General features: G+C 66.8%; 16 protein-coding genes and 2 tRNA genes. 12 read left to right on the top strand and 6 right to left on the bottom strand.

Annotated elements, in window-relative coordinates:
- Positions 1–90: 90 nt before the first annotated feature.
- The 6 genes from ACTHQX_RS07565 (at position 91) to ACTHQX_RS07540 (ending at position 6958) form a co-directional block, all read left to right on the top strand.
- Positions 91–1470, top strand: a complete 1380-nt coding sequence (locus tag ACTHQX_RS07565; RefSeq protein WP_236804622.1) for a glycosyltransferase 87 family protein — start codon at positions 91–93, stop codon at positions 1468–1470.
- Positions 1467–2210: an SDR family oxidoreductase gene (locus ACTHQX_RS07560; RefSeq protein ID WP_236804621.1), complete on the top strand. Its 744-nt coding sequence runs from the start codon at positions 1467–1469 to the stop codon at positions 2208–2210. Before ACTHQX_RS07565 ends, ACTHQX_RS07560 begins: the two co-directional genes overlap by 4 nt.
- Before the next feature lie 58 nt (positions 2211–2268).
- Positions 2269–5007, top strand: coding sequence for a LuxR C-terminal-related transcriptional regulator (locus ACTHQX_RS07555; protein ID WP_236804620.1), 2739 nt, complete (start codon positions 2269–2271; stop codon positions 5005–5007).
- A gap of 182 nt (positions 5008–5189) precedes the next feature.
- Positions 5190–5459 (top strand): hypothetical protein, encoded by a 270-nt coding sequence (locus ACTHQX_RS07550; RefSeq protein ID WP_440156507.1) that lies wholly within the window; start codon positions 5190–5192, stop codon positions 5457–5459.
- 35 nt (positions 5460–5494) lie between these two features.
- A complete protein-coding gene (locus ACTHQX_RS07545) occupies positions 5495–6247 on the top strand; it encodes a DUF4386 domain-containing protein (protein ID WP_236804619.1) in 753 nt (250 codons plus the stop codon).
- Between the two features lie 69 nt (positions 6248–6316).
- Entirely contained in the window at positions 6317–6958 is a 642-nt protein-coding gene (locus ACTHQX_RS07540; protein ID WP_440156508.1) for a hypothetical protein, read from the top strand.
- 19 nt (positions 6959–6977) lie between these two features.
- Here ACTHQX_RS07540 and ACTHQX_RS07535 read toward each other — a convergent pair whose 3' ends face one another.
- The 5 genes from ACTHQX_RS07535 to ACTHQX_RS07515 all read right to left on the bottom strand — a co-directional run bounded on the left by ACTHQX_RS07535 (position 6978) and on the right by ACTHQX_RS07515 (position 12232).
- Positions 6978–7460: a methyltransferase family protein gene (locus ACTHQX_RS07535; protein WP_236804617.1), complete on the bottom strand. Its 483-nt coding sequence runs from the start codon at positions 7458–7460 to the stop codon at positions 6978–6980.
- Positions 7461–7535: 75 nt separating this feature from the next.
- The gene (locus ACTHQX_RS07530; protein ID WP_236804616.1) at positions 7536–8774 is read right to left on the bottom strand and encodes an acyl-CoA dehydrogenase family protein; all 1239 of its coding nucleotides are present in this window, start codon (positions 8772–8774) and stop codon (positions 7536–7538) included.
- Between the two features lie 22 nt (positions 8775–8796).
- Positions 8797–10320, bottom strand: coding sequence for an APC family permease (locus ACTHQX_RS07525; protein WP_236804615.1), 1524 nt, complete (start codon positions 10318–10320; stop codon positions 8797–8799).
- A complete protein-coding gene (locus ACTHQX_RS07520) occupies positions 10317–11537 on the bottom strand; it encodes a glutathionylspermidine synthase family protein (RefSeq protein ID WP_236804614.1) in 1221 nt (406 codons plus the stop codon). The genes ACTHQX_RS07525 and ACTHQX_RS07520 overlap by 4 nt, the downstream gene beginning before the upstream one ends.
- A gap of 2 nt (positions 11538–11539) precedes the next feature.
- Positions 11540–12232, bottom strand: a complete 693-nt coding sequence (locus ACTHQX_RS07515; RefSeq protein ID WP_236804613.1) for a Tat pathway signal protein — start codon at positions 12230–12232, stop codon at positions 11540–11542.
- A 242-nt stretch (positions 12233–12474) separates the two neighbouring features.
- Here ACTHQX_RS07515 and ACTHQX_RS07510 point away from each other — a divergent pair, with 242 nt between their 5' ends.
- The 4 genes from ACTHQX_RS07510 to ACTHQX_RS07495 all read left to right on the top strand — a co-directional run bounded on the left by ACTHQX_RS07510 (position 12475) and on the right by ACTHQX_RS07495 (position 16229).
- Positions 12475–13128, top strand: a complete 654-nt coding sequence (locus ACTHQX_RS07510) for an MOSC domain-containing protein (protein ID WP_236804612.1) — start codon at positions 12475–12477, stop codon at positions 13126–13128.
- Between the two features lie 503 nt (positions 13129–13631).
- The gene (locus ACTHQX_RS07505) at positions 13632–15740 is read left to right on the top strand and encodes a DEAD/DEAH box helicase (RefSeq protein WP_236804611.1); all 2109 of its coding nucleotides are present in this window, start codon (positions 13632–13634) and stop codon (positions 15738–15740) included.
- Between the two features lie 282 nt (positions 15741–16022).
- Positions 16023–16094 (top strand) — tRNA-Thr (locus ACTHQX_RS07500).
- Positions 16095–16155: 61 nt separating this feature from the next.
- Positions 16156–16229 (top strand) — tRNA-Met (locus ACTHQX_RS07495).
- Between the two features lie 168 nt (positions 16230–16397).
- On the opposite strand, the gene ACTHQX_RS07490 is transcribed toward ACTHQX_RS07495, so the two are convergent.
- Positions 16398–17159, bottom strand: coding sequence for an HNH endonuclease family protein (locus ACTHQX_RS07490; RefSeq protein ID WP_440156511.1), 762 nt, complete (start codon positions 17157–17159; stop codon positions 16398–16400).
- Between the two features lie 230 nt (positions 17160–17389).
- Between ACTHQX_RS07490 and ACTHQX_RS07485 the strand changes: the two genes are divergently transcribed.
- Positions 17390–17962, top strand: a complete 573-nt coding sequence (locus ACTHQX_RS07485; RefSeq protein ID WP_440156513.1) for a dihydrofolate reductase family protein — start codon at positions 17390–17392, stop codon at positions 17960–17962.
- Between the two features lie 36 nt (positions 17963–17998).
- Positions 17999–18658, top strand: a complete 660-nt coding sequence (locus tag ACTHQX_RS07480; RefSeq protein WP_440156514.1) for an NAD(P)H-binding protein — start codon at positions 17999–18001, stop codon at positions 18656–18658.
- The last annotated feature ends 19 nt before the right edge of the window (positions 18659–18677 follow it).

The following is an 18677-nucleotide window of genomic DNA, read 5'->3' as shown; positions in this document are numbered from 1 at the left end:
GGGGCGCCCTCTGCGGCGCCGGCTCTTGCGGCAGAACGCGCTACGCGTCCCGGAGGCGCACACTGCCGGACTACAGCTGGGGGACACTGAATGGCACTGCTTACTGCCCGAACAAGGAACGACAGGCCAGACAGCGCCGCAGGAGGGCCCGGCCAGGGGCTGGATCAGACCACTGAACTGCAGCCGCGCCGGCGCGGGCCCGTACTGGCCGCCGTCGAACTTGGTGTCCTTTTGACGGTGGCGGCCACCGCCGTCTTCGTCGCGTCCCGGCTGAACGCCTGGGGCGAGAAGGGCCTGGACTTCAGCGTCTACTGGTTCGGCGGCAAGATCCTCAACGACGCCGGCCTGGCACCGTCGGGCCTCTACCAGCCGACGGTGAACTGGGCGGGCGGCCCCGAACTGCCCTTCACCTACCCGCCATTCGCGGCCCTCCTCTTCAGCCTGCTCGCGAAAGTGCCGCAGGCCACGGCGCTGCTGCTGTTCAACGCCGCCGGCGTCGCTGTCGCCGCTTGGGTGGCGGCGCTCGGCGTCCGCTACTGGAACAGCAAGCCCACCTGGCGCAGCACCTTCGCTTCGCTGACCTTCCGGTCCGCGCTCAACCGGCTCGCCGCCGTCGTGCTGTTCCTGGCCGTCCTGAATCTTGGGCCGTGGCGCGAAACGTTGGCCTTCGGCCAGATCAACATCCTCCTGCTGGGGCTGATGACGGCGGACCTGCTGGCCCGCAGTCCCCGTTGGCGGCATGGCCTGCCCGGCGGCGGCTTCCTGGTGGGCGTTGCCGCCGGGATCAAGCTGACACCGCTGGTCTTCGGCCTGTATTTCCTGGTGCGCAAGGACTGGCGCGGCCTGCTGAACATGTGCGCCGGGTTCGCGTTCACCGTGCTGCTCGGCTGGCTGCTCCGCCCGGCCGAATCCCTCACCTTCTGGCTGGAGATTCTTCCCGACACGTCCCGGATCGGCGGCGCCGGTTACGTGGACAACCTTTCCATCAAGGGTGCGCTGCTCCACTTCGGAGTTCCGGCGGACGCAGTGAACGTGCCCTGGCTGGTCCTGAGCCTGCTCGCTGTGGGTCTGGGCGCCGCCCTCATCAAGGTGGCCAGCAGCCAGGGTGCCAGGGTGGTGGCTATATCCGCCACGGCCCTCACCATGCTCCTGATCAGCCCCGTCTCCTGGTCGCACCACTGGGTGTGGATGGCCGCGGTGCTTCCGGCGTTCGCCTGGACGCTGCGCGAAACGCCCCAGCGGTACCGGCTGCAGCGCGCGGTGATGGGCGCCGTCCTGGGCATGTCCACCGTGGTGTTCCTGTTTTCGCCGAAGACCATCGGCACGGCCCTCGGCGCCGAAAACCTCAACCTCCAGACGCCGGTGCTGTGGATCATGGCCTCCAGTGCCGGAGTCTTCTGCGCGCTGGCCATCATGGTGTGCTGGCTCGTGGCCCTGCGGCGCGATGCGGTGGCGGAGCTGGCGGAATGAGCACGGCGCTGGTCACCGGCGCCGGGCGGCTCGCCGGAATCGGTGCGGGGATCGCCCGCCTACTGGCCGCCGACGGCTGGGACCTGGTGCTGACCTACTGGCAGGACTACGACGCCCGCATGCCTTGGGGAATCCAGCCGGACGACGTCGGCCGGCTCACCGCCGAACTGGAGGCCATCGGCTCCAGGGTGGTGGCCCTGCCCGCCAACTTCCAGGACCCGGGCGCCGTCGACCGGATGATGGCAGACGTGGCCGCGCAGGCGGGGACCCTGCACGGAATGGTCCTCAGCCACGCCGAATCCGTCGATTCCGGCATCCTGGACACCACCCTCGAAAGCTTTGAGCGGCATTTCGCCGTGAATACGCGGGCCAGCTGGCAGCTAGTCCGCGCCTTCGCGCAGCAGGCGGCGGACGACGGCGGCGCGATCGTCGCGCTGACCAGTGACCACACAGCGTTCAACCTGCCGTACGGTGCGTCCAAGGGGGCCCTGGACCGGATCGTGATCGCCGCGGCGCGTGAACTTGGACCGCTCGGCATCAGCGCCAATGTCCTCAACCCCGGGCCGGTGGACACCGGCTGGATGGACGGCCAGACCCGCGCCGAGCTCGCCCGGCGCCAGCCCGGCGGCCGCCTGGGCACCCCCGCCGAGGTGGCGGGAACGGTGGCTTTCCTGCTGTCCCCGGCGGGCCGCTGGGTGTCCGGTCAGCTCATTAAGGCCGACGGCGGGTTCTCGGCCTAACGCTCTCGGGTGCCGAGGGACCGCGGCAGCCGTACACTGTCCGTGAGGGGAGGCGGTCATGACGGGACTACTTCTCGAGACCAAGTTCCACGTTCCCAGACAGCGACCCGGCCTGGCGACGCGCCCGAGGTTGATCGAGCGCCTGAACCGTGGAGCTGATGCCACGCTAACGCTCGTGTCGGCTCCGGCCGGGTTCGGTAAGACGACGCTGCTGACTGAGTGGCTGGCAACCGTTTCCGCTAATGGGTGGTCGGCAGCGTGGCTCTCGCTCGAGAAGCGTGACAACGATTCCGCGCTGTTTTGGACTTACTTCGTCACGGCGCTGAGGAGGGCGTCCATCGGGGTTGGCGCCCCTGCGCTCTCGCTCCTGCAGTCGGCGCAGCCCCCCATCGAAGTGCTCCTTGCCACTCTTCTCAATGACCTCCACGCTGTCTCGAACGATGTCGTCCTGGTTCTCGATGACTATCATGTGATCGACGCGCACGAGGTGCAGGACGGGATCGCATTCCTGGTGGAGCACCTGCCCCCGCAGGTGCACCTGGTCATCGCCAGCCGAGCCGACCCGGTGCTGCCGCTGGCGCGGTTACGGGCCCGGGGCGAGCTCGTCGAGCTCCGCGCCGCCGATCTGCGATTTACCGTAAATGAGGCGGAGGCCTACCTTAACGGCTCCATGGGCTTGGAGCTGACGGGCCGGGACGTAGCGGCGCTGGAAGACCGCACCGAAGGGTGGATCGTGGCACTCCAGCTCGCTGCGCTTTCGATGCAGGGCCGCGAGGACGTCGCCGCATTCATCGCAGGCTTCGCCGGGGACGACCGATATATCGTCGACTACCTGGCTGAGGAGGTCCTGCAGCGCCAGCCAGAGGATGTTCAACACTTCCTGTTCCAGACGTCCATCCTGGATCGGCTCAGCGGCCCTCTGTGCGATGCCGTCACAGGACAGGACAATGGCAAGCTCAGGCTGGCGGCACTGGAGCGGGCGAACCTGTTTCTGGTTCCCTTGGATGACCGCCGTCAGTGGTACCGCTATCACCAGCTTTTTGCGGATGTTCTGCAGGCGCGCCTCGTGGAGGAGCGCGGCGACGAGCTCCCGGGTCTCCATCGGCGGGCGAGCATTTGGTACGAACAGAACGGCGAGGCGTTCGATGCCATCCGCCATGCCTTGGCTGCGGAGGATTTCGAACGGGCGGCGGACCTTATCGAGCTGGCGGTGCCGGACATCCGGCGGAACAGGCAGGAGGCCCTGCTGCGCGGCTGGCTGATGGTGCTCCCGTACGATGTGGTCCGTGTCAGGCCGGTGCTGGGCGTGGGACTGGTGGGCGCGCTGGTGGTGTGCGGCGATGTCGGGGGAGTCGAAGACCGGCTGCGGGACGTCGAACGGTGGCTGGATCCACCCCCAGGTGTGGGCAAAGAAATTCAAGGCCGAGCAACGGAGATGGTCGTAGCCGACGACGAGGAATTTCGCCGCCTTCCCGAGACGATTGAAGTGTACCGGGCCGCGCTGGCGCTGGGCCGGGGCGATGGACCCGGGACGGTAAGCCACGCCCAGCGTGCGCTTGATCTTGCACCTGAGGACGACAATGTCGGCCGCGCCGCAGCCTCCGGATTGCTGGGACTCGCCTACTGGGGGCGTGGGGAGCTCGAGGCAGCCCATCGGGGGTATGACGAATGCATGGCTGGCCTGCGCCGTGCAGGGCACCTCGCGGACACCTTGGGATGCGCGATTGCCTTGGCGGACATACGCCTGGCGCAAGGGCGTCTCACCGATGCCATGTGCACCTACGAGCAAGCTTTGGAGGCTGCTTCTGGACGGCGCGGATCGGTTCTGCGCGGGGAAGCTGACATGTATGTGGGGATGAGCGGGGTCTGCCGGGAGCGCGGCGACCAGCAGGAAGCCATCCGACTCCTAGAGCGCAGCCAGGAGTTGGGGCCCCTTGGCGAGCTGCCTCAGAACCTGTATCGCGGGCGGGTCGCCATGGCGCGGATCCTCGAGGGGGAAGGTGACTTGGCCGGTGTGCTCGACCTCCTGGCTGAGGCGGAGCGACTCTACGTGGGCGATTACTTTCCCAATGTACGTCCGGTGCCGGCTTTGAGGGCCCGGATCCAGCTCGCGCAAGGGCGGTTGGGTGAAGCCCTCGGCTGGGTGCGGGAGCGAGACTTGTCGGTGGACGATGACCTCAGTTACCTTCGGGAGTTCGAGCACATCACCCTTGCCAGGGTGCTCCTGGCCCGGCATGCGGAAGAGGGCGCGGCGTCCTCGCTCCAGGAGGCCATCCGCCTGCTGGGGCGCCTGCTGCGGGCGGCAGACGACGGCGGCCGAACGGGAAGCGTCATCGAGATTCTCGTGCTGCAGGCCCTGGCCGACCAGGCACGGGGCGACATCCCTGCGGCGCTTGCATCACTGCGTCGAGCAGTAGCGTTGGCGGAGCCGGAGGGCTACGTTCGCGTTTTCGCTGATGAGGGCGCCCCGATGGGTTCACTGCTGAGAGCGGCTGCGAACCAACGGATAGCCCCGGGTTACCTGCGCCGGCTCATGACGTTCATGAACATTGCCGAGGTGCCCACGCGTGTCAGTGGGGGCCTGATCGAGCCGCTGAGTGAACGTGAGCTGGACGTTCTCCAGCTGCTCGGAACGGACCTCGACGGTCCGGACATTGCCCGCGTGCTCGTGGTGTCCCTGAACACGGTGCGCACTCACACCAGACACATCTACGCCAAGCTCGGCGTGAACAACCGCCGGGCCGCGGTCCGTCAGGGCCAGGAACTCGGTCTGTTCTCCCGAGCCAGCGACCGGTAGCCCAAGCCGCGACGACGCCGACGGCCGGGGAACGCTGCCAACGCCCGTAACTAAATCACCACGCCAATCACCACATGTGGTGAGGCGCGGTCCTTAGATCTCCTTCTACTGTTCGATCAGGACAACGAACAGAAGCAACGCCGGCCGAGGTCCATCGGCCGGATAAAGCGAAAGGAGGGCCCGTGCATGACATGCCGATCGGACATCACCACGACTCCGGATGGTACGAGGTCCGGATCGAGGGCCACCTGGATTCCCGGTGGGCTGCCTGGTTCGACGCACTGAGCCTGACGAATGAGAGCGACGGCACCACAGTCTTCCGGAGTCAGGTGGCAGACCAGGCCGCCCTGTATGGCCTGCTCCAGAAAGTGCGCGATATCGGCCTGCCCCTGCTCTCTGTAGCCCAGGTTGAAGCCGACAAGCCAGGATCCACCGCAAAGCCCCGAAGCTAATCTTCCACCCGCATCCCACGAAGGAGAACGACATCATGACCAGCATCCGGCCAGAAGCCGCAACGAAACGAGTGCCGATGGACCCGCTACGGAAGACCGCGCTGGCCGCGGGCGTGCTCTACCTGATCACCTTCGTCTCAATCCCGACACTCACCCTCTACAGGGCGGTGCGAACAGACTCCAACTACATCACCGGCCCCGGCCCGGACACCGCCACACTCTGGGGCGGTGCCCTTGAAATGATCGTAGCCCTTGCCTGCATCGGGACCGCGGTCGCACTGTACCCGGTGGTTAAAAAGCAAAACGAAGCGGTCGCGCTTGGCTTCGTCGGCGCACGCGTCCTCGAAGCTGCTGTCATTGTCACCGGCGTTGTTTGCCTTCTCTCGGTCGTGACCCTGCGGCAGGCCGGAGCCGGAGCAAGCGCTTTGCCCACGGGCCAGGCGCTGGCTGCGATGTATGGCTGGACGTTCCTCCTCGGACAAACCCTCATGCCGGCCATGAACGCCCTTCTCCTGGGCTCCCTCCTGTACCGGTCCCGCCTGGTGCCCCGGGTTCTTCCGTTGCTGGGACTGGTGGGCGCCCCGTTGCTCCTCGCTTCCACCGCCGCAACTTATTTCGGCATCAATAACACCCTCTCCGTGTGGTCGTTGATCGCGACGGCCCCGATCGCGCTTTGGGAGTTTTCGCTGGGCGTTTGGCTGATCGTCAAAGGCTTTAGCCCCAGTCCCATCACTAATGGCACGACGCCCGCCGTCGCAGCTCCCACCCCCAGAGACGTCCCCGCTTGATTACCGAAGGACCGGCGTCCCGAACACCGCCGGGCCATCAAGACCCCCCCCATTGCACTCTTGCGAAAGATGAACGCCATGCTCACGCTCGCCAGCCCATCCCTGGAAAAACAGTCCACTACCTTGCTTCCGGCCCGCCTCGCAGCAGTTACGGGCCTGGCCGCAGCCGCCGTCTTGTTCGTCAATGCGGCCAAGCGCGCCGAACTGATACCGGTCAGCTCCGCGACGCAGCTTGCCGCGCCCCTGGCACAGGCATTCGCTATCATCCTGGTTGTCGGCCTCGCCCGGGTCGCCCTGCGCCGATCATCAAAGTTTTCCTCGGTCGCCCTCGCGGTGAACGTCGTGGGGCTCAGCGCCGCGACCGGCGCGGAGTGGGTGATCAACCTGGTGTTCGTCCGGCTCGATCCCTCCCAAATCGCTGCGTTGCGGGGCGGGCCGCTCGGAACAGCATTGGTGGCAGCCTCGATGATCTTCCTAGTCGGATCAATCCTGTACTGCCTGGCGCTGCTGCGGGACGGCAGGGCACCCCGGACCCCGACAATCGCCTACGCCATGGCCGCCATTCCCATCGCGCTGCGCAACCTCGTCCCGGAGCTCGCCCTCGATGCAGCCCTGGCGCTGCTTGGCGCCTCAGTTATCTGGCTGGCCCTCTGGATGCTCACAAGCCGCCCAGCAGAGGCATCTTCCCGGAGCTTGCCGAACGCGTTTTAGGCGCCGGACCCCCATTTCGTCAGTTGTCCGGCCGCCACGGCGTCAGCCGCGGCAGCCAGCGCGGAACGTTCTTTCGGTACTCCCCATACTCAGCCCCGAACTTGCGCGCGAGCGCGGGCTCCTCGTAGAACCTGACGAAGGCCGCAACCGGGACCGCCGCCAGCGCGGCGTAGCCGAAGAGTTTCGGCTGGCCCAGCAGCAGGCCCTGGCCAACCACGGCGGCGGCGATGGGCACGTACATGGGATTCCGGACGTGGCGGTACAGCCCGCTGACTACAAGATGCTTCGGTGGCGCGAAGGGTGCCGGCGTTCCCACGCCTTCGATGGCAAACCGCACAAAGGAGTTTGCGACGACGGAAGCGCCCGCCCCCACGAGGAGCGCGCCGGCCGCCTGGGCCACGGCGCCTCCGGGCACCGGACCCTGCACCTCCCAACGCGTCAGCAGCCACGGGACGAGGCCGGCCGCCGTCGCCGGAGCCAAAGCGAACAGCGCCGTCCCCACCGGCACCCTAACCTCGCAAAGCTCGGCCAGGGCACCCTGCCGGCGTGGGCCCAGCTCAACCAGCGGTCACTGTCATCAGCGGAAGGCCGGGAGCCCCGTGATGTGCTGGCCCAAGATGAGGGTGTGCACCTCGTCCGTCCCTTCGTAGGTGCGCACAGACTCGAGGTTGGCGGCGTGCCGCAGAGGCGAATAGTCAAGCGTGATGCCGTTGCCGCCCAAAATGGTCCGGGCTTCCCGCGCCACCTTGATGGCCTCGCGGACGTTGTTCAGCTTGGCCAGCGAAATCTGCTCGGGACGGAGACGCCCGGCGTCCTTGAGCCGGCCCAGGTGCAGCGCAAGCATGGTGCCCTTCTGGACCTCGAGCAGCATGTTGACGAGCTTCTCCTGCGTCAGCTGGTACCCGGCCAGTGGCTTGCCGAACTGCTGGCGCTCCATCGAATACCGCAGTGCCGCCTCGTAGGAATCGCGGGCCGCGCCCATGGCACCCCAGGCGATGCCGTACCTTGCCTCGTTGAGGCAGCTGAACGGGCCGCTGAGTCCCCGCGCACCCGGCAGCATTGCCTCCGGACCCAGCCGGACGCCGTCGAACGTCACATCGCACTGGATCGATGCGCGCATGGACAGTTTCCGGCCGATCGGGGTGGCGGTGACGCCCGCCGTGGCGGCGGGAACGAGGAAGCCGCGGACGCCGTCGTCGGTCCTCGCCCAGACCACCAGGACGTCGGCCACGGAAGCGAGCCCGATCCAGCGCTTGGCGCCGTCCAGGATCCAGCCGGCGTCCTCGCCGGTTCCGTCCCGCCGCGCGGCGGTGTCCCGGCGCGCTGTGGTGGTCATCGACGACGGGTCCGAGCCCGCCGTCGGCTCCGTCAACGCGAAACAGCCGATCACCTCGCCGGCGGCCATCCGGGGGAGCCACTCCTGTTTCTGGTCCTCGGAGCCCCATTTGTGGATGGCACTCATCGCCAGTGAACCCTGGACCGAGACGAACGTGCGGATTCCGGAGTCGCCGGCCTCCAGCTCCATCGCGGCCAGGCCGTACTCGACGGCGGACCGGCCGGGGCAGCCGTAGCCCTCCAGATGCATGCCCAGCACGCCCAGCTCGCCCAGCTGGGCGGGCAGGTGCAGCGGGAAGACACCCTGCTCGTACCAGTCGGCGATGTCGGGGCGGATCTGCTGGTCGGTGAAGTCCCGGATGCGCTGCCGGAGGGCCAGTTCATTAGGGGACAGCAGGGAATCCAGCGCCAGGACATCCGAGGGGTCCGGGAGCCCGTACTCAGCCGTGGCTTCCACAGGATCAAGGGCGTCGTTGCTCATTGCAGCATCCTACGTGCCGGCCCTATCTTCCTGCGGGATCCTGCTTCCGGCCCACAAAGTACTCGCGGGTTGACGGCAGGAACCGGCAGACCGCGGCAAGCACGACGCCCAGGGCCAGCAGCACCACGCCGCTGACGAAGGCGCCGCCCACGCCGAAGATCTGCGTGTTCCCGTAGGCCGGATCCCACATCTGCGCGGCAGAGACAAAGAATGCCGCGGTCAGCAGCAGGGCCCCGAACAGCGGAAGGATGCCGCGGAACCACAGGTTGCGGGTGGATTCACGCAGGGTGTTCCGGAAGTACCAGGTGCAGGCAAAGCCGGTCAGGGCGTAGTAGAACGCGATAAACAGGCTGATGGAGCTGATGGAATCGGACAGCAGGTTCTCGCTGAGGAAGCTCATGGCCACGTAGTAGACCACCGCGGCGGCGCCCATCACCTGGGTGGAGAAGCCGGGGGTCTGGTTGCGCTCGTGGACCGCCCCAAACTTCGGCGGCAGGGCCCGGTGCACGCCCATGGACAGGGTGCCGCGGGCGGTGGGCAGGATGGTGGTCTGGGTGGAGGACAGCACGGATGCCAGCACTGCCACCACAATCAGCCAGCCCCACGGACCCAGCACTACGTCCTTCATCGCAAGGAACACGTCGTCCTGGTTTTCGGCGTTGGCAAGCCCGATTCCCTCTGTTCCCACGGACGCGTACATCATTACCAGCAAGGCCACGGAGACGTAGATGGCCACCAGCACGAATGCCGAGATCACTGCCCCGCGGCCCGGGGTGGTGGCGGGATTTTCGGTCTCCTCGTTCACCGCCAGGCACGTGTCCCAGCCCCAGTAGATGAACAGGGCCAGGAGGATGCCGTGCACCACCGCGCCGGGATCGGCGAACGCCCCGGCCGGGTTGAACCACTCGATATCGAACGGCTGGCCCGCCGGAGTGCCGCCCGTCAGGCCGGTGATCCGCAGGATGATCGCCACGGCAAAGATGCCCAGCGAGATGTACTGCACGTACGTCAGGGTGCGCTGGACGTGCTCACCCAGCCGGATCCCGCGGTAGTTGACCATGGTCATGAAGACGATGAAAACGACGCCGGTGGCCGTCACCACCGCCTTGTTCTCCGCCAGCGACCCGTCACCGATGAGGAGCCAAAGGTACTGGCCCGCCACCTGCGCCAGGTTGGCCAGGACCACGACGCCGGCCAGGGCCACGCCCCAGCCGCCCAGCCATCCCGCCCACGGGCCGAAGGCGCGGCGGGCCCAGATGAAGGTGGTGCCGCAGTCCGGCATGGCGCTGTTGAGCTCGCGGAATGCGTAGGCGATGAACAGCACGGGAATGAAGCCCAAAACCAGGATCAGCGGGGTGTAGTTCCCGTTGACGGCCACGATCAGGCCCAGGGTCGCGGCCAGCGAGTACACCGGCGCGGTGGAGGCGAGCCCGAGCATCACCGAATCCCCAAGATCCAGGATCCCGGCGCGCAGCCCCTTGCCGGGGACGGCACCGCCGGGCTGGGCCCCGGCGCCGCCGGCCGCAGCTGTCGTTCGGGTTCTCATAAAGCTATACCTGCCTTGTTCGCGTTGGCCTGTGCCGCCTGGACGCTCAGCGGCGCCGGCGCGTCAATGGTGTTCGGGACAAAGCGGCAGAAATAATCGGTGACCGGCCCGTCCGACTCGCGGATGCCGCAACCCACCGATTCGCCGTCCACCACCCACAGGCCCAGGACCGGGTGGTTGCCGTCGAAGTCGGGGAGGGAGTGGTACTGCTGGTAGCACCACCCTTCGCGGCCGTATCCGCCCGGTTTCTCCAGGCTGATGCCCTCAGCATGGATCCGGATGTTGTCGCCTTCGCGGCCGTGCAGCGGCTTGGCCACCCACTCCTTTAAAGGTCCGGGGTCGTTGAGGTAGGCGGGCAGCAGGTTCGGGTGGTCCGGGTAGAGGTGCCAAAGGGCGGCCAGGAGCGCCTTGTTGGAGAGCAGCATTTTCCAGGCCGGCTCCACCCAGCGGGGATTGTGGGAGCGCTGCAGCAGGCGGTGGCCGAACGGCTCCTTCATCATCAGCTCCCAGGGGTAGAGCTTGAAGATGGTGCTGATCATGAAGTTGTCCATGTCCACGAACCGGTTCAGGTTCGGGTCCCAGCCGATGTCCGACATGTTGATCCCGATGGTGGTCCACCCGGCCTGGCCGGCGACGTCCCGCATGTAGGCGGCCGTCATCCAGTCCTCACCGGATTCCTCGGCCTCGGAGTGGGCCACGTGCAGCGTGCTCATTCCCGTGCGGTACTGCAGCTTCTTCCACTGCCGGATCAGTGCCTCGTGGATCCCGTTCCACTGGTCCTTCTCCGGGAAGACGTCCTGCAGCCAGAACCACTGGGCCACGGCCGCCTCAATGAGACCGGTGGGGGTGTCCGCGTTGTACTCGAGCATCTTGGCGGCGCCGCCCTGGCCGTCATAGATGAAGTCGAAGCGGCCGTAGATGTCCACGTCCCCGGCCTGCAGCGACTCTGCGGCCAGTTCCAGCGCCTGCGGACCGATGCCGATCGGGCCCATGGCACCCGTGGCCAGGAACTTCGCGGCCTCCAAGCACATCCTGTGCATGTCCTCGGCGGTGACCTCGAGCGCCTCCACCTCGTCCATGGTGAATTCGTAGTAGGCGGCCTCGTTCCAGTACTCGATCTTCTTGCCGCCGGGCAGGGTGGTGGTGGAGAACACCAGGCCCTGCTCTTCAATCTTGTGCTTCCAGTCCGGCCGGGGCTCCGAAAGTAACCGCTTCACGACTAGCCTCCCGTGCTTCCGCCCTTGGAGCTGCTGCCGAAGCCGCCCCTGCTGACTGTGCCGCCCTTGCTGCTGTAGCCCGTGGACGTTTTGGCTCCCTGCGGCACGGTCCTGGTGAAGTTCGGGTAGGCCGTCCGGTTCTGGCCGATGCCCGGGACACTGGCCCCGCGCGCGTAGAAGTACCAGGCATAGAGGGCCCCGCCGCGCCCGGCCGAGCTGTTGCACTGGGTATCCTCGACCCGCTCACCCGTTTCCTCGTTGAAGCAGACTTGGGCATAGTCGGGATCCTGCTCGTTGCTGGCCACGATGGCCGTGATGGTGCCGGCCAGGAGCGCCGTGACGCCGAGGCCCACCACCACCGTGCGGCGCTGCGACCGCTTCTTCCGTGCTGCGGCGTCGCGCTCGCGGTCACGGGCGAACGGGTCGAAGATGGGGCTGGGCTGGGGGAAGCCTGTTTGGTTCTGGTTTCCGGGGCCTTCCGGTCGGGAGCTTTCCTGCCGTGGGCTTTCCTGTTCCGGCGTGCCGGGGGTCAGCAGTTCGGGGTGGAGCTCAGGCTTTGGCACCTGCCACGGCGGCGGCTTGGCCTGGCCGCCGGACGGGCCGCCCGCCTGGTTGCCGGAGGTGCCGTCCCCGCCGGACACGTCGTCGCTGCGGCCCCCGTGAGCGTCCTTGCTCGGGTCCTTCTCCGGGTCCATGGTTCCCCCTGCTGCTCCATGCTGTTGAATACGGGTGCTGTTGAATACGCGTGCTGCTGAACGCGGTGCTGTTGGCGGCCGGAACGCTTGGCTGCGCCCGGCGGAACCGGCTGTCCGTCCAGCCGGTGAACACTGCAGCAAGCCTAGTGGCTGGAAGGTGCTGCGGTGAATAAATTTCCCTGCTCAACTATCCGTTGGTACCACCAAAAGCGCTGGTCAGGACGAGAACCTAGACTAAGGCCATGCACACAGCCACTCTTCTTGCCGTTTGCCGGGTCCACCAGCTCCTTCCGGACGAGGGAAGCGTGGGCGTCACGGCCATCGACAAACGGCCGGTGGACGGTCCGGTGAAGGTGCACAAGCTCGGCTTGCACGCCGATGTCCAGGCCAGCCGCATCCACCACGGGGGAGAGGACCAGGCACTCTACGCTTACTCCCAGGCCGACGCCGACTACTGGACCGGTGAGCTGCAGCGTGAACTGCCACCGGGGATCTTCGGGGAGAACCTGCGCGTGGCAGGGATCGAAACCACGGGTGCCGTCATCGGTGAACGTTGGCGGATCGGGCTGGATGTCGAAGTTGAGGTGACCTCGCCGCGAGTTCCGTGCGCGGCCTTCCAGCGGCGCATGGACGAGGCCCAGTGGGTCAAGCGCTTCACGCAGGCAGGCCGGGTGGGCGCCTACCTGCGCGTCACTAAGACCGGCTCCGTGCAGGCCGGCGACCACATCCACCGCCTCTTCGTTCCGAAGCACGGAGTGACCGTCGGCCGCTGGTTCAGCGAGCCCGACGTCGACGCCATGGAGGCCCTGCGCGACGCCGAGGCCGACGGCGAAATCCGGCTGCAGCCCGAATACCACGACCGGTTCGAGAAGATGCTGCGCCGCGAGGGCCGCTAGTACGCAGAACCTGGCCGCTGGACCTGCCGCATTTCTGCACCGCTTTGGCGGGGTTCCGCCGGAGGTGCCCCTGAACCGGCGCGGACGCGGGCTGCGGTTGCTGCGTAAACAGGTGCAGAAGTGCCGCGTGTGCGCAAGCTCACCGCCCCTGCCGGCCCCTCGGTTCGCCCGCATGCGGGGTCATGCCCTACACTTGAAACATCCCCCACTCCGGAAATCCCTTATTCCTGCCCAATTTTTGAGGCAGGACTGGCAAGTGTTGGGGCCCGCAAATGTGATGCGGGCAGTTTCATAGGGAGAGCCGGCTGAAGAAAACGCTGTACAGACTGCTGGGATAGCAGCCAAGAGATGCAGTGTGAAGTCCTGCCACGGGATTGCGAAAGCGCCGGACTTCTACGTGACCGGCCGGTCAATGTATGCCCGGCGCCCACGGCACATGTACTGCGGCTCCGCTCACCTCGGGTTGTGCCGCCTGGCCCCCTATGGATGAGGAACATTTCCCTATGCCCGAAAATCACGACGACGCCCAGAACACCGACGCCACCGAGACGGCAACCGCCGAAACCGCAAACGTCGAATTCACCGAGGCTGCTGTCCCCGCAGCCGAGCCCGCCGAAGCCGCCGCCCCTCCCGCTGAGGCCCCTGCTGCCAAGGCCGATGAAAACGATGAAGAAGGCGTGAAGTTCGCCGATCTCGGCATCGACGGCCGCGTGCTGGCCGCCCTGCAGGACGTCGGCTACGAAAAGCCTTCCCCGATCCAGGCAGCAACCATTCCGCTGCTGCTCGAAGGCCGCGACGTCGTGGGCCTCGCCCAGACCGGCACCGGTAAGACTGCAGCATTCGCAGTACCGGCTCTGTCCCGCCTGGCCGAGCTCCACGACCTCAACGGCCCGTCCCGCAAGACGCAGGCCCTGGTTCTCGCCCCGACCCGCGAACTCGCGCTTCAGGTTGCCGAGGCCTTCACTTCGTACGCCAAGCACATCGATGACTTCACTGTCCTCCCCGTCTACGGCGGCTCCGCCTACGGCCCCCAGCTCGCCGGCCTGCGCCGCGGTGCACAGGTTGTCGTCGGTACTCCCGGCCGAGTGATCGACCACATTGCCAAGGGCTCCCTGGACCTGTCCGAGCTCCAGTACCTGGTTCTGGACGAGGCCGACGAAATGCTCCGCATGGGCTTCGCCGAAGACGTCGAGCAGATCTTCCAGCAGACCCCGTCGGACCGCCAGGTGGCACTGTTCTCCGCCACCATGCCGAGCCAGATCCGCCGGATGTCCAAGCAGTACCTGAACAACCCGGCCGAGATCTCGGTGAAGTCCAAGACCACCACCGGCGCCAACACCCGCCAGCGCTACCTGCAGGTCATGGGCCCGCACAAGCTCGACGCCATGACCCGTATCCTCGAGGTCGAAGAGTTCGACGGCGTCATCGCGTTCGTCCGCACCAAGATGGCCACCGAGGACCTCGCCGACAAGCTGCGCGCCCGCGGCTTCCAGGCTGCCGCCATCAACGGCGACATCCCACAGCAGCAGCGCGAACGCACCGTTGACGCGCTCAAGGAAGGCCGCATCGACATCCTGGTTGCCACCGACGTCGCCGCCCGCGGCCTGGACGTCGAGCGCATCAGCCACGTGGTCAACTACGACATCCCGCACGACACCGAGTCCTATGTACACCGCATCGGCCGGACCGGCCGCGCCGGCCGCTCCGGCGACGCAATCCTGTTCATGACTCCGCGCGAGAAGTACCTGCTGCGTTCCATTGAGAAGGCCACGCGCCAGCCGGTGGAGCAGATGCACCTGCCCACCGCTGAGACCGTCAACACCCTGCGTCTGGGCAAGTTCGCCGAGCGCATCACCGAGACGCTCGAGTCCGAAGACGTGGCGGCATTCCGTGACCTCATCGCATCCTACGAAGAAGAGCACAACGTGCCGGCAGCAGAAATCGCTGCGGCACTGGCCGTGATGGCCCAAGGCGGCCAGCCGCTGCTGGTCAAGGAACTGCCTGCTGCTCCGGAGTACCAGAAGCGCGAACGGTCCAAGGACGGTTTCGGCTCGCGCGGCCCGACCCGTGCGCTCACTGAGGGCAATGCCACCTACCGGATCGCCGTCGGACGCCGCCAGCGCGTCATGCCGGGTTCCATCGTGGGCGCCATCGCCAACGAAGGCGGCATCTCCTCGTCGCAGATCGGCGGCATCGACATCCGCTCGGACCACTCCCTCGTGGAGCTCCCGGCCGACCTGAGCCCCGATCAGCTGAAGGCCCTGTCCCGCACGCGGATCGGCGGCGAGCTGATCCACCTCGAGCTGGACTCCGGCCGGAAGCCCTCCGGCGACCGGGGCGACCGCGGTGACCGCGGCGGCTACCAGGGCGGCGGCCGCGGCGGCAACTTCAAGGGCGGCGGGGGCTTCAAGAAGGAGTTCCGCAAGAACGACGGCGAGCGTTCCTCCGCGGACCGCGGCGGCCGTTCGTACAGCGAGCGTTCCGAACGTTCCTTCGGTGAGCGCGGGCAGTCGAGCGACTCCCGCTTCGGCGGCCACGGCGACGGCTCGCGCAAGCCGCGCCACGGCAACGAGGGCGGCCACCGCGACTTCAACCGCAAGGGCAAGTGGTAGTCACCTCATCGCGATAATTTCCGCGATGATGACGCTGCGGTGAATTCCGCATCCGAATAGAAACAGGCCGGCTGATCAGCCGGCCTGTTTTTATTTAAGGCTGTTCTGCCTGGCGGCGTGTTTCCTTGGTCACATCCACGTCCGAAAAGGTCCTGAAGAAGCATCCGGAGGTGCCCTGCAGCCAGCTCCGAGCCCGTATTTCCGGGCTTTTTCGGCCCTACGGACCCCATTCAGCCGCCGATTTGTTGAGTGCGAAATCTTCCGGTAGAGTATTTACTCGTTGCCCCCCTAGCTCAGTGGTAGAGCGCGTTCTTGGTAAGAACGAGGTCACCGGATCGATTCCGGTGGGGGGCTCTGAATGAGGGCCTGTGTCAAGGCGGTCTTGACCGGCTTGGCACAGGTTTTTCTCATTCATGGCGGTGTAGCTCAGTTGGTTAGAGCGCACGACTCATAATCGTGAGGTCGGGAGATCGAGCCTCCCCACCGCTACAGAGACTGCAGGTCAGAGGCATTCAGCCCCTGGCCTGCTTTTGTCTTTGGGCATGTTCTGGTCTTGAACCGGCCCTAGGCCCAGAGCACGAAAAAGCCCCGCACCGCCGTTCTGAACTGCTCAGTTCGGCGGTGCGGGGCTATTCGGCTGCGGGGCTCCGCGCAGGGCTAAACCTTGGTGACGCTGATGCGCATGTTTGGGCAGGAGTCGGCGTAGCGGATCAGCGCTGCCTTCTCGGCGCTGTCCACCCGCAGGCCCCAGCGGATCTTCACCGCGATCCAGTTGCCGACGTACTCGCAGCGGTTGGCTGGCGGCATCCAGGCCTCAGGGCCCTTCGCCTGCTTCGAGGAGTTCAACGCCGCGGTCTGGGCGTTCAGTGACCGTCCGTCGCCGAGGTCGTTGTAGAACGCCACCCGGCGCGCCTGTGACCAGTAGCGGGCACCTGAGCCCCACGCCTCGTGGACGGGAACGGCGTGGTCGATCTCTACGGCCGACGCCAGGGTGTGCGTGCGGTTGTCCCACCTGGTGACCCAGCGGGCCATGCGCACCGTGCAGCGGCGCGTGGTGGTGTACGTTGCGGCGACTTTTGCCTCCTGCAGCAGGACCTCCGCCCGGGTGTTCTGGCAGTCGCGGTTGGTGTCCAGCCAGGTGCCGAAGTAGCGGGTCCGGTCGTAGCCTGTGTTGTTCTCCGCGGCCACCGCGAGGGCGCGGGCTGCGGTGCGCAGCGGCGCGGAATAGTAGGTGGCAGCCTCGGCGGGGACGGCCAGTCCGGTGAGCAGCAGGCCGGCGGCCACGGCGGTAGCGGAGAGCGACCGGACCCAAAGGGCGGACGTGATGGACGCCGTGACGGCAACCGCCCGGCGTCGGGCCCGTTTGAACGGGTTTGCGGGTTTAGGCGGGACAGTGTGATTGAACGTGCCTAGCGGCATGATTCCCCCATGATGATTCCTGGAACTGTACAAATTGCTTGACGCATCAACCAGCATGTCAGCTGGATCACGGGAGAATCGGATCCTTGATCAGGTCTTGACGCAATCCTGTGGGAACGCTGCGGCTGCGGCCAAAATCAGCGCAACCGTTGTCTTTCGGGCGGCATGAACCTAAGGTCGGACTGCTGCAGGAGGCTCACAAAACAGGCAGGCGGACGACAGGAACCGGCATGGCCAAACTGATCTACTCCGGACTTCTATCCGTCGACGGGTACATTGCGGACCGGGACGGCAACTTCGACTGGGCTGAGCCGGACGCTGAGGTGCATTCCTTCGTCAATGACCTGATGCGGCCGGCGGGAACCCACCTGCTCGGCCGCCGGATGTATGAGGTGATGGCCGCCTGGGAGCATCCGGAGGACTTCGGCGAGATTGCCGGCCTGCCTGCCCACATCCGCGACTTCGCCGACCTCTGGAAGGCAGCGGACAAGGTGGTCTTCTCCCGCACCCTGCAGGACGTGACCACCGCACGGACCAGGATCGAGCGGGAGTTCAGCGCCGACGCCGTCGGACGGCTCAAGGCAGACGCCAGCCGGGACCTGGCGGTGGGCGGCGCGGAGCTCGCCGCGGCGGCCATCCGCGCCGGTCTGGTGGACGAGTTCCAGATGTGCCTCTCGCCCGTGGCAGTGGGCGGCGGCAAGCGTTTCCTCCCGGAGGACGTCCGCCTCCGGCTTGAGCTGCTCGAGGAGCGGCGGTTCGGCAACGGCACGGTGTTCCTCCGCTACGCCAACCGGACCGGATAAACGGCCTGGGACGCAGGGTTGGGACACAATGGGGACATGACCCGTATCGCAATCATCGGCGGCCACGGCAAGGTGGCCCTCCAACTGTCCGCCCTCCTCACGGAACAGGGGCACAGCGTCACGTCCTTCATCCGCAACCCGGACCATGCGGCCGACGTCGCCGCCTCCGGTGCATCGCCGTCGGTCCTTGACGTTGAAAAATCGACGACGGCGGACATCGCCGCCGCGCTCCGGAACCACGACGCCGTGGTCTGGTCAGCCGGAGCCGGGGGAGGGAACCCGGCCCGCACGTACGCGGTGGACCGGGACGCCGCCATCCGGTCCATGGACGCGGCCGCGGAGGCCGGCGTCGGGCGCTACGTGATGGTGTCCTACTTTGGCGCCGGCCCGGACCACGGGGTTCCTGAGGGCCACAGCTTCCACGCGTACGCCGAGGCCAAGGCCGCCGCCGACGAGTACCTCCGCGGCACCAACCTCGCATGGACCATCCTGGGGCCGGGTTCCCTGACCGAGGGGCCGGGGAACGGGCTGATCGATGTGAACCCCGAGGATGCCGGCGCTGGCACGCACACCTCGCGCGCCAACGTGGCCATCGTTGCCGCCGCGGTGCTGGACCGGCCCGGAAGCGCCGGTAAGACCATCGAATTCCGCGACGGCACCGAGCCGGTCGCGGCCGCGCTGGACGCCCTGCAGTAGCCCAGGAGTAGCCCGGCAG

The organism is Arthrobacter sp. SAFR-023, from assembly GCF_051965295.1.
In the GTDB taxonomy this organism is placed as follows: Bacteria; Actinomycetota; Actinomycetes; order Actinomycetales; family Micrococcaceae; genus Arthrobacter.
The sequence above is the reverse complement of the archived record's forward strand: the minus strand, read 5'-3'. Positions and strand labels throughout refer to the sequence as shown.

Coding starts and splice junctions, on each gene's coding strand:
- ACTHQX_RS07565 (WP_236804622.1), top strand. CDS start 91: ATGGCACTGCTTACTGCCCGAACAAGGAACGACAGGCCAGACAGCGCC.
- ACTHQX_RS07560 (WP_236804621.1), top strand. CDS start 1,467: ATGAGCACGGCGCTGGTCACCGGCGCCGGGCGGCTCGCCGGAATCGGT.
- ACTHQX_RS07555 (WP_236804620.1), top strand. CDS start 2,269: ATGACGGGACTACTTCTCGAGACCAAGTTCCACGTTCCCAGACAGCGA.
- ACTHQX_RS07545 (WP_236804619.1), top strand. CDS start 5,495: ATGACCAGCATCCGGCCAGAAGCCGCAACGAAACGAGTGCCGATGGAC.
- ACTHQX_RS07540 (WP_440156508.1), top strand. CDS start 6,317: ATGAACGCCATGCTCACGCTCGCCAGCCCATCCCTGGAAAAACAGTCC.
- ACTHQX_RS07530 (WP_236804616.1), bottom strand. CDS start 8,774: ATGAGCAACGACGCCCTTGATCCTGTGGAAGCCACGGCTGAGTACGGG.
- ACTHQX_RS07525 (WP_236804615.1), bottom strand. CDS start 10,320: ATGAGAACCCGAACGACAGCTGCGGCCGGCGGCGCCGGGGCCCAGCCC.
- ACTHQX_RS07515 (WP_236804613.1), bottom strand. CDS start 12,232: ATGGACCCGGAGAAGGACCCGAGCAAGGACGCTCACGGGGGCCGCAGC.
- ACTHQX_RS07510 (WP_236804612.1), top strand. CDS start 12,475: ATGCACACAGCCACTCTTCTTGCCGTTTGCCGGGTCCACCAGCTCCTT.
- ACTHQX_RS07505 (WP_236804611.1), top strand. CDS start 13,632: ATGCCCGAAAATCACGACGACGCCCAGAACACCGACGCCACCGAGACG.
- ACTHQX_RS07490 (WP_440156511.1), bottom strand. CDS start 17,159: ATGCCGCTAGGCACGTTCAATCACACTGTCCCGCCTAAACCCGCAAAC.
- ACTHQX_RS07485 (WP_440156513.1), top strand. CDS start 17,390: ATGGCCAAACTGATCTACTCCGGACTTCTATCCGTCGACGGGTACATT.
- ACTHQX_RS07480 (WP_440156514.1), top strand. CDS start 17,999: ATGACCCGTATCGCAATCATCGGCGGCCACGGCAAGGTGGCCCTCCAA.